Genomic DNA, 10,859 nt, shown 5'->3' on the forward strand with positions numbered 1-10,859 from the left:
CTGGCTATTTTGCTAGGAATTATGTCCCAACCGCTTTTTTTAGTAGTATATGAAGTCTTCTGCTATCTTTCTAGTCTAGTAAACAAAAATATAAATAAGCTTTTTTAATAAGGGCCTATTTTTTTAATGACATATTAATTCTATTAATGAATTGTTCATGTTCAATTTCATTCGCATAATCCTTTTGTAATTGTAACCTGGTGTGATATGCTTTACTGCTATTAGCCATTTTTTTCAAAATTACTGTCAAGTTATTAATGTCTTTTTTCATAACAATATTTTCAGTGGCTGTAAACATACGATTATGTGCTTCATCATGGGTTGCAAAGATCACCATATCATTTTCAAATGCTCTGCTGACTGCATCCAATAGCTCATTACCTTTATTGTTATCGAGATAAATATCACATTGTTGATATAATGATTCAATTGTTTCTTCGTCTGCCACTGGATACAATCGAATATTATCAAATTTCACTAATTCTAATAATTTATTAGACATTTCTGTAATAGCCGCTATATGAAACTGATAGTTGCTATTATTTTTCACTAATTCTTCAATACAAGACAATTGGTCTGAATTTGTTAAAGTTAATATGTTTCTACTAAACTGGTTTTGTTTTCGATAATCATAAAGGTAACCACCTCTATATACTTTATCTCGTTCACTATCATCAAGTCTTTGGCATATTGTTAGATATTCAATACTATCAGGTATCATTACAGAATAATTTCTCTTTAGATATTCATCAAACATAAGTTTCATATTTCCAGGTACGTTACCATGGCTGTTTTCTTGCCAAACGAGAATTCCTTTTCCAATTGTATCCATTCTATATAACGCGATAAAAGGCATCGCTAGTGAATTAAAGATAACTACACTTAAATCTACATTTAGTTGTTTTAAGTAATATATGATAAATGATTCATGAGACTTGAAAAAGTGTGTCTCATTTTTCCAATTTAATACATAGTCCCCAGTCACATAATTTTCATAGATAATTTCTTTGCCTAGACGATCAAAGTACTTTTTCATTATAGCTTTACCAGTCAAATCATAGATAGTCTCAGCAAATTTAAACCCATTTTTATTATAGAAATCAACTGTGCGTAATCGTTGCTTGTTATCCAACCACTCAACTCGACTTACAATACGAGTTTTGAAATTAGGTTGATAGAAAATTTTACCTCTAACTTCCCCTAAATTTTTTATTTCACCCATATCATTTGTACCTGTAATTTCCCAGTAAGTTGGCACCTCTACTTCATTAAAGAATAAAGGCTTATCACTTGGATTAATTGGATTTTGAGCAAAAAATTGATAAGGAGAGGTAACATCATCTGGTAAAAAACCATCATCCTCTAAACAAATTGTCAAATGTTGATATCCTGCAAGTTTCAATGAACGATGTAATAATTGTGAGTTAAAATGATAATTATCAAATATATTAATCATGTAGCACCTCTTTAATTAGCATATCCCATTTTTCTACTATTTTCTGAGTTAAAAATTCACTAGCAATTTCATATGATATGCTTTCTGGATGTTTGGGTCCATTTTTAAAATATTTCACAATATATGAAGCTAGTTCATTAATCTTTTCTTCTTCATCTGCAGATTCTACATTTTCAGACATAAGATATCCATTTTCACTATTACGAATAAATGTTGGATTACCATAATTCACATTAAATCCAATCATTCCTAAGCCAGAACCTACTGCCTCCATTAATGTCAAACCGAAACCTTCACTTTGTGAAGCAGACACAAATAATTCATACTTTGAATAAACGTTCTGCAAATTAACATGGCCCTTTAATGTAATATAGTCTTGTGCATTATTTTCATAAACAATTTGTTCTATTTTATCTTTTTCTCCACCTTGACCATATATATCAAACGTTAATTTAGGAATCTCTTTTTTGGCTTTCACAACTGCTTTAGCAATCCAGTATACATGTTTCTCTTTAGCCAATCGTGATGCCGTTATCATTGAATATGGTTGTCTTTTTTTCTCTGGATGAATGAGTTTATTTAAGCTACCGACAGGAATTGTTCTGATTAATGGATTATCATGAGTATACTTAGAAAAATGTTGACTTAAAATACGATTTTGTAAATCGGTCGCAGTAATAAAGAAGTCCACAAATTTTGCATTTCTAAATTGATATTCATAGTAGTTATTCCACAATATATTATCGCCATCAGTGGCATTATTACTAAAGTGTTCTGCATGAACTACCACACCTAATTTGCTAGCACCTTTATTTTGTAATACTGCTTGGCCAATTTTTGTAGCTCTATCTAGGATCACGATATCTCTATTTGATAAATTTAATTTATTCATGAAATATGCAACAAATTCTGCTTTACTATAGAGTTGTGCATCATCAAAGACAAAGACACTTTCTTTATCATCTATATATTCCTTATATGCAATTGTTCCATCTTCATTGTAAAACTGTCTCATATATATCTTGGCATAATTTTGATAAGGGGCATAATATTCAGAAAAAACTCTTGTATAACTAAAGAAATCTTTTCTTATTAAATAGCCTTCAAGGACAAACTCCACTCTATCTACATAATTTTTATCTGGATTTTTCATATAGCACGTTGCAAATGAACTTTTATCATCATCGAAATACAATCTTTTGATTTTACCGTTATCCTCTATTTGAGTAATTTCGTTACCGATTTCACCCATTAAATCATCTAAAGTATATGTTGTTGGTGCAATTTTTATATTACTAAAATATTGATATAACCAAATTACTTCATCATCTTTAAAACCTAAGTTATCAGTCAATGTTTGGATATTTTCAGAAGATATGAAATCTAAAAAAATAAATTTTACATTTCTATCCAACTGTCTCAACAATTTAGCTCTATATGCTTGTGCATATTCAATACCACTACTTGCCCAACCTATTCCAAAATTTATATTATATACAGTCATCGTATCCCTCCTCTTGTTTTATGGGAAATAAATCATAAGATCTCCATGTTTATCAAACGTTATAATACTTAAACATAAATTTCTTATAATATTTCTCTTTAATGTAATTGTCATATCTTCATATGACTCTAATGCAACTTTATGATATTCATATATGGCATTTCTTTGACCATTTTGGCGATTATTAACACTAGCTTTTAGTTGCTGAAGATAATCGACTTGTTCAATCCATGCTATATCGATTGCTTTGATAATTGATTTTTGAATGAAACGTAATATGAAATATGGGTCTGCTGCTTTCTTTTGATTATCCCCAAATTGCTGCATAAAATGTTGTATTAAAAAATTAACAATTGATTCTTGGTTATATACATCTATTTTTTCATTATTTGTTTCAAAATTGAAAGATAAGTTTTTATAAACATAATTAATTACACCTTTTTCATCATTTATATTAAAAATTTTTAAATCTTTTCTAAAAACATCTTTTGCCAATTGCTTATAATCAAATTGGTTTTTGTTAACCATATCTAAAATAAGATTTCTTTCTTTATAAATTAAATCTCTTTGTACGCTTATACTTTTTTCAAATTCATTAGCCATTTCACGTTGAACAATTGAAGTCTCTTCTGAAACAGTTTGTGCTTTATTTACAATGTTTTTTACTCTCAATTGGAAAACTTTACTATTTTCTAAAGTTTCACTACTAGTTTGATTTAACTTGTCGTTCTCTAGAAGTTTAGATTGGCTCCACTTTTTAACAATGTAATCATCTAATGATACAAATATTTGAGATACACCAGGGTCACCTTGCCGACCAGCACGTCCTCTTAGCTGCCTATCTACACGACTATTTTCCATGTGTTCATTAATAATTACTGCTAAGCCACCAATTTCATGAACACCTTGTGCCAATTTAATATCTGTACCACGTCCTGCCATACTAGTAGCCACAGTAACTGCTGCTCTATTGCCTGCTTCTGCAATCATTTGAGCTTCTTTAGAAACATTTTGAGCAATTAATAGATTATTAGGTATATCTAATTGAAATAGATTAGTCGAAAAATATTCAGCTGCTTCTGCAGTTCTAGTTATTAAAAGAACTGGTTGACCTTTTTTGTTTTTTTCAACTACAGTATCAATGATAGCTTGATTTTTTTCTTCCATGTTCGCGAATACTCTATCTTCCAAATCTTGTCTCTGAATAGGTTTGTCTGTGGGAATCTCAACTACAATTTTCGAATATAACTCAAAAAATTCTTTTTCTCCTTGTTTGCCTGTACCAGTCATTCCAGCAAATTTGTCAAAGAGTTTAAATAGGTTTTGGAATGTAATTGTAGCCATCACACTCTTATCAATAGATAATTCAACATCTTCCTTAGCTTCAATTGCTTGGTGCAAACCTGACTGTAATTTCGTACCTGGAAGCATTCGCCCTGTAATCCTATCTATTAACACAATCTCTCCATTTGATACAAAATAATCTAAATTGTAATCAAATAGATATTTTGCTCTCAATGATAAATTGATAATACGAACCAAATCAAAATTACTTTCATCATATAAATGGTGCACTTTAAAATAGTCATTTGCTTTATCAATACCTTGTTTTTTTAGCCAAATTTCTTTTTTATTTTTATTTAGTTTAAAATGTTGACCATCTTTAAGTGTATGTATAAATTCTTTTACAATATCAAATAAATTAGATTGTAATCGTGGTGCCCCGGATATAACGAGTGGTGTTTGTGCTGCATCTAAAATGATTGAATCAACTTCATCTAAAATTGCAAACTGTAATTCAGGTAAAAATTTAGTTCGCTTGTGATCTGCTAAATTATCTGTAAGATAATCAAAGCCCAAACGACCATTTGTAGTATAAATGATGTCATGTGCATATAGTTTTTGCTTTTCACCAGCTTCATATTCATAGTCTGGAATGTCTATAAATCCCAATGATGCAGTTAAGCCTAACCATTCATATAATGGTTTCATTTCCATGCAATCTCTTTTGGCTAAGTAATCATTAGTCGTAATTAAAAATGCTCTTTTACCTGTTAATGCATTTAAATATAAGGGCATCGTTGCAGTTAGCGTTTTTCCTTCTCCGGTCTGCATTTCTGCTATATTTCCCTGATGCATTACTATAGCTCCTAGTACCTGCACATCTTTGGGGTACATACCTAATACACGATAGGCAGATTCTCTTACCACGGCATATGCTTCTGGCAAAATTTGATCTAATGTTTCTTTAGATTCCATTATTCTCTTTTTAAATTCTTGAGTTTTTGCTTTTAATGCTTCATCAGTATATTCAGAAAAAACATGACTCATGTTATTGATACTATTTAATGTTTTCTTTAGTTTTTTTAACCGCATTTTATTAATAGTATTCTCAAATTTACCTGTCATTTGGACACCTCTTTCTGAATTTTATACTATATTGTGTCTGATTTTATCAATTGTTTCACTAATATCAGTTGGTATAGTTGAATGACATTTCTCTATATGTTGGTCTTCAATAATAATTCGGTAAAATTGTAAATGCTGAAATCCAGCATTCATTAATTCAATCTTATAAGAATAGGCATCTTTTGGATATTCAAACTCACTATCATCATCTTCGATAATCATAGTTTTAATTTTTTCACCATTCTTTTTATATAAAACAATTTTAAAATACACTGATTTTTCAGGGATGACATCATAATCAAACTTAATTTTATAATTGCTCCCTTTTTTCAATAGCGGTAATGAAGGCACTTGTTTATTGGTTGTATAACTTGATAGCATGTTCCATTCATGTATCACCATTCCTGAGGGCATCAAAGAATTGTCCATGCTGACAAAATTGTTATTAAATTTTAGCTTAGATCCATACATAAAAGTACTTTTATGTACCTTTTTCCAGGTGATATCAAATCGCTTATTTTGGTTCATATTACTCTCTCCCGAAGTAATTATTTAAAATAATATGATAAAAGTTTACAAACCAACTGGTTATCGTTGCCGAGTCATCATTATGCCTACCAGGCACGCCTCGTGTCATGATATGCGTTTTGGATTCTCCTAGCACAGACATTAAATCATCAAAGGCTATATCATCATAATCATCATTTTGCATATATGCGATAGCAAAAGTTGTATTTTCAAATTCATTTTGCTTAAATTTTTCCCAAAAACGCTTATTCAAATGATTGATATTTTCCTTACTAAATGTGCCTTCTTGTGACATCAAAATGTCTAGTGCTGTTCCAAAATCATTGGGTCGTTTTAGTTTCATATTTTCAGCAATTCTACCAATATTCACTAATGGCTTACCAACAATCACAGCTCTCGGGTTTAATTGTGCACTATAGTATAATGCGCCAAATGACCCCATCGACAATCCAGATAATATCAAATCATCTTCTTTAAAATTTAAATATTCCAATGTTTCTTTAATAACTTTTTTTATGCTATTTTCATAGGTTTCAGATCCAAGATAGAAGGATCCACCTTCGATTCTAGGATCCCCAATAAGTAGAAATGGAGCATCTAGACTATTCATCATAAAATACCCTTCAAACCCTTCTAATGAACGATAACCACTAAAATATACATTTAATGGAGGCTTTAAATCGCCAGGATTGAAATAGTGTATATACTCTTCGCCATTTTCATCGTTGTAACGTTGACCACCCATTATAAATTGGCCCATCTCTGCACGAGACCACCTTTTATGGATTGCCCTAAGATGTACAACACCTGTTCCCTTTGCTTTTACTACTATAGAAATGTTTGCATCATAAGATCTTGGCATCAATTCCAAAGGCTGTTTTAAATCATCCTTTGTCAGGGTAATAACATCTTTCGTATGTTCTAATGAGCCAAATGGGATTAATCTAATTATATATTGGACATCAACATTTCCCTCTACAAAAAATTCTGGCCATAACTGTACCATCATATTCTTATCGTAAACTAAGTTTTGGTTCCAGCTAACAATTGGCGTATACGACTCTCCAAAATTTCCAGACAAAACGAGTTCCTTGTTACCAAAGTACTCAAATTCTCCTTCAAAATTAGGATTTACCTCCCCTTTAATTGGTGAGACTTTATCTCCGTATTGTTTAGTAAAAGCGCCCGCTTTTAATTTATGATGCAACTCATCTGTTGATTTATAAAATAATGGTTTAATAAATTTATATTTTACTCGAGAATCATTTTCGAATTGAAAATCCCAGTAGTTTTCATCTACATAAATCGTATATGGTTCTCCCACTATTTCAATAACTTTCATCAATTCTTGAGAATATGTTGTTTGAATAAATACTAAATCAAAGGAACCAATGTCATCTATTAAATTTTCAATTGCTTCTTCATAACCACTTTCAAATGTAAATAGTATTGGATCAAGATAATCGTTGTACACGTTTTTTTTATCATGGAAAATAGGTTCTAAATCTTCTCCACCGATTTGCAATATGTTAAATTTTCTAGCCATATAACTCTCCTTTTATCAAACGGTCCACTTCTCTTATTATCTTAGTCGAACTAAATTCATCTACTAATTTTATGGAAGATGCATAAGAATAATTCCAGTTTTTCAAACTTAGTAAGAAGTAATCTAACGCCTGTATCATATTAGATGAACTTGGTATTATTAATCCGTTTACATTAGATGTCACATAATCCGTTTCTATCATATTAATTTGAGGTACTCCTGCACTGATTGCGCTAATTTGCAGATATAAATCTGGTTCATCACCCAAATCTATAACTACTCTTAATTGTGACATTGCTCTAATTAAGTCTTCTTCAAATAAGACCGATTCAATTTTAATTATTTTTATAAATTCCATTTCTTCTTCTAACACATCAGCCATTTCTTCACTTAAAGTTCTTTGTTCTTCATTATATAATTCATTTTTTTCTTTTACTATGTCTGATAACCATTTTGGTGTTTTACTTGTTATATCTTTCATTAAAATAGTAACTCTATAGTTTTCTTTATTTTTAATATAACTATATAACTGATCTATTACAGGTTCTACTACATCTCTTGATAAATTATCTATCCAAAAACCAATATGCACATCATATAACTGAGAACTTATATTTGGAATTTTTTCAGTATCAAAGGGTGTAATTCTAGACATTTTCATGTCAATTGAATTGTTATTAACAATAAGACTACATTCTCTTTCATTTTCTTTTGTGTCAACTAAACAACTTTTTGCTGGTTGCATGGATTGAATTAAATGTGGCGTTATTTCTCTATTTCTATTTGAAAATAGAGAAAAACATAATTGATTTGCTTCAAAATAACGTGTAATTAACTGATTGTGTCTTTCATCGGAAGCAGCAATAAAATCATCTGATTGTGTTATTTGATCTTTATAAAATTTTTCAACAATCTCTTCTATTATTTCCAACATATTTAAATATTTACTATGGTCTAATAAATCTTTAACTGGGTTATTAACTAATACTTCTCCTGTTATTAAATTCTCAGTTAGAATATTTTCCCCCAATACATTTAAATAAATTTGTTCAACCTCAGTATCATTTTCATATTTAATAATTGAAGATATAAACCCTCTATCGTCAAATATCATCTTTTGTTGTTGCAATCCATTTTCATATTCATGTATATGAAGTACATATCCCTCTTGATTAAACGTAATTTGAGAATACATATTTTCACCTATAATTGTTTCTACCATAAATGGCGAATATACAAACTCTGTATCTTTAGGCCAATTCAAATCTAAATAATCAATAGCTCTAGGTAATGTGTTTGGAGCACTTTGTAACACATCAAAAACAGACCAATAATCACTTTCAAATAAATCATGTCTATGTAAAAACAACCTTAAATTAGGTGAATAATTTAATACTAGTAACTTATATTCATAACCATTTTTCTTATGCATAGACATTAAGCTAATCATGTCATCAAACTCTGTTTTATCCGGCTTATAATAGAAGGGAAGAGTATTGTCTTTCCACAATTTTTGCCCACTATACCACGCTGGTATAAAATATCTCATTGAAAATTCCTCCCTAATATTTGTCTAATATGCTTTTATATCTATCAAAATAAGAATAGGCCCTTAATGTTTCAGTTATACTTATACCAATATAAATCAACATAATAAGTTGTATTGAAAAATATATTTCTTTTGAAAGCTCTGGAACCAATAATGAACAATATAAGGGCACTGCTAAAATCAATGTAACTGTAATTGAACCAAACCAGCAAATTCTTCTCGCTTTTTTATTTAAATATCGCTCAGTTTCTTTACCAGGGCTAATACCTACAAAGTAATTTCCATTTTTTAAAAATTCTTTAGATTTCCTTTTAGTATTGATTAAAAATCTAGATAGTAAGTATCCAAAACTGATTTGTATTACAATATATACTGTAATACCTACAGGATTATCAAATCCGAAAATGTCTACATTCATTTCCTTATTCAAAAGTAATTTTCCAATTAAGTTAATAACACTATTTAACAATAGAAACAAAGATAAACTTATCATTATAGATATACTTCCTGCTGGATTTAATTTCCAAGCAATATATGAATGTGAAGTTTGTGTAGACATATTCATTATATCTTTATAATGAAGTCGATACTCTGATAATTCTATGTAGAGAAGTGTTAGCACCGCTATAACTAGTAATCCGATCACAATAAATAATGTTGCTGTTACATTTATACTAGACAATTGTTGATGAAATAAAGATTTTATTAAACTCATTAATACAATTGGCATTGGTCCTCCAATGCCATAAGTAGTATTTTGGTCAGCTAACCAGACTAATAGTAATGTCCCTGTTAATAAAACTAATACAAGTAACAGAATATTTGTGTTCTGTATTATATTATTCTGAACATAGGTATGGATAACATAGTATGCTTGTATCGTTGCTATGAGTAATGTTAATAGTCTTTCCTTTATTTGTTTTTCTGAACGAGTCTGCTTAATAACATTATCTACATCTCTATAGTTGAATAGCATGATACTAATCATTGCTGTTAACCACGGTCCTAATCCCAGTGAAAATACGTTCAATGAACTTAAATCTCCACCGACATTTGAAACAGCTAATTTAAAAAAGCTATCATGGCTGGTTTTAATTGATTCATTACCAATGATAGAAATATTACTTCCAAATATGTATATAAAAAGAACGAACATTGTAAAAATAATCCTTTTGTGTAAAATCTTAAAATCTTTATTTCTTAACATTTTTTCCACCTAAAATTCTTATTTAATATGAGTGCAAAGAGGCTAAAACATAGTTGATTTACTATCACGTAAACTCAATATTATGTCTTAGCCTCTTTGTTTTACTTCATATTATCATAGATTAAAATCTATAATTATTTTTTATCTTCTTTGTTTTTACGTGATTTTTTCACTAAACCTAATCCAGCAAGTAATGAGAGAACAGCTCCCATTAATACGTTTGTATTATTAGTATCATTTCTGTTACCAGTTTCAGGAAGTTCTTTGGTCTCGTCACTGTTATCTTTGTGATCTGATTGTTGAGCTACATTAGATGAGTTTGTACTTTCACCATTTGATGCACTGTTAGAAGTTGCATTTGAAGTGATATTTGACTCACTTGTGGATGCACTCATTGAGTTTGAATCAGACACGCTTGTGCTTGTTGACACTGAGTCTGATGCACTTGTTGATGCTGAGTCTGATGCACTTACTGATGCTGAGTCTGATGCACTCATTGAGTTTGAATCAGACACGCTTGTGCTTGTTGACACTGAATCTGATGCACTTGTTGATGCTGAGTCGCTCGCACTTGTTGATGCTGAATCAGATGCACTCACTGACGCTGAATCTGATGCGCTTACTGATCCTGAGTCTGATGCACTCATTGAGTTTGAATCA

General features: G+C 30.2%; 8 protein-coding genes and 1 pseudogene. 1 reads left to right on the top strand and 8 read right to left on the bottom strand.

Annotated elements, in window-relative coordinates; all coding sequences use genetic code 11:
* Positions 1-115: 115 nt before the first annotated feature.
* The 8 genes from gtfB to HMPREF3241_RS12940 form a co-directional block, all read right to left on the bottom strand.
* Positions 116-1,456, bottom strand: a complete 1,341-nt coding sequence (gtfB, locus tag HMPREF3241_RS04955; RefSeq protein ID WP_002446822.1) for an accessory Sec system glycosylation chaperone GtfB — start codon at positions 1,454-1,456, stop codon at positions 116-118.
* Positions 1,449-2,960, bottom strand: coding sequence for an accessory Sec system glycosyltransferase GtfA (gene gtfA / locus HMPREF3241_RS04960; protein ID WP_002446821.1), 1,512 nt, complete (start codon positions 2,958-2,960; stop codon positions 1,449-1,451). The genes gtfB and gtfA overlap by 8 nt, the downstream gene beginning before the upstream one ends.
* A gap of 18 nt (positions 2,961-2,978) precedes the next feature.
* Positions 2,979-5,369: an accessory Sec system translocase SecA2 gene (secA2, locus tag HMPREF3241_RS04965; protein ID WP_002446820.1), complete on the bottom strand. Its 2,391-nt coding sequence runs from the start codon at positions 5,367-5,369 to the stop codon at positions 2,979-2,981.
* Positions 5,370-5,390: 21 nt separating this feature from the next.
* Complete coding sequence (gene asp3 / locus HMPREF3241_RS04970) at positions 5,391-5,897, bottom strand: accessory Sec system protein Asp3 (protein ID WP_002446819.1); 507 nt, start codon at positions 5,895-5,897, stop codon at positions 5,391-5,393.
* Position 5,898: 1 nt separating this feature from the next.
* On the bottom strand, positions 5,899-7,443 hold the full coding sequence (gene asp2, locus HMPREF3241_RS04975) for an accessory Sec system protein Asp2 (protein ID WP_002446818.1): 1,545 nt from the start codon (positions 7,441-7,443) through the stop codon (positions 5,899-5,901).
* A complete protein-coding gene (asp1, locus tag HMPREF3241_RS04980; RefSeq protein WP_002446817.1) occupies positions 7,436-8,992 on the bottom strand; it encodes an accessory Sec system protein Asp1 in 1,557 nt (518 codons plus the stop codon). The genes asp2 and asp1 overlap by 8 nt, the downstream gene beginning before the upstream one ends.
* A gap of 13 nt (positions 8,993-9,005) precedes the next feature.
* Positions 9,006-10,199 (bottom strand): accessory Sec system protein translocase subunit SecY2, encoded by a 1,194-nt coding sequence (gene secY2, locus HMPREF3241_RS04985; RefSeq protein WP_002496239.1) that lies wholly within the window; start codon positions 10,197-10,199, stop codon positions 9,006-9,008.
* A 134-nt stretch (positions 10,200-10,333) separates the two neighbouring features.
* Positions 10,334-10,594 (bottom strand): LPXTG cell wall anchor domain-containing protein, encoded by a 261-nt coding sequence (locus HMPREF3241_RS12940; protein ID WP_002475885.1) that lies wholly within the window; start codon positions 10,592-10,594, stop codon positions 10,334-10,336.
* On the opposite strand from HMPREF3241_RS12940, the pseudogene HMPREF3241_RS12945 reads away from it, so the two are divergent.
* A pseudogene (locus HMPREF3241_RS12945) lies at positions 10,581-10,859 on the top strand (MSCRAMM family adhesin SdrC); the annotation flags it as partial. The gene HMPREF3241_RS12940 and the pseudogene HMPREF3241_RS12945 sit on opposite strands and share 14 nt — an antisense overlap.

It is taken from the genome of Staphylococcus sp. HMSC34G04, assembly GCF_001838765.1.
Classification (GTDB): Bacteria; Bacillota; Bacilli; order Staphylococcales; family Staphylococcaceae; genus Staphylococcus; species Staphylococcus epidermidis.

What these genes read in the sequence shown, in the direction of transcription:
- gtfB (WP_002446822.1), bottom strand. Translation starts at nt 1,456, where the DNA reads ATGATTAATATATTTGATAATTATCATTTTAACTCACAATTATTACAT.
- gtfA (WP_002446821.1), bottom strand. Translation starts at nt 2,960, where the DNA reads ATGACTGTATATAATATAAATTTTGGAATAGGTTGGGCAAGTAGTGGT.
- secA2 (WP_002446820.1), bottom strand. Translation starts at nt 5,369, where the DNA reads ATGACAGGTAAATTTGAGAATACTATTAATAAAATGCGGTTAAAAAAA.
- asp3 (WP_002446819.1), bottom strand. Translation starts at nt 5,897, where the DNA reads ATGAACCAAAATAAGCGATTTGATATCACCTGGAAAAAGGTACATAAA.
- asp2 (WP_002446818.1), bottom strand. Translation starts at nt 7,443, where the DNA reads ATGGCTAGAAAATTTAACATATTGCAAATCGGTGGAGAAGATTTAGAA.
- asp1 (WP_002446817.1), bottom strand. Translation starts at nt 8,992, where the DNA reads ATGAGATATTTTATACCAGCGTGGTATAGTGGGCAAAAATTGTGGAAA.
- secY2 (WP_002496239.1), bottom strand. Translation starts at nt 10,199, where the DNA reads ATGTTAAGAAATAAAGATTTTAAGATTTTACACAAAAGGATTATTTTT.
- HMPREF3241_RS12940 (WP_002475885.1), bottom strand. Translation starts at nt 10,594, where the DNA reads ATGAGTGCATCCACAAGTGAGTCAAATATCACTTCAAATGCAACTTCT.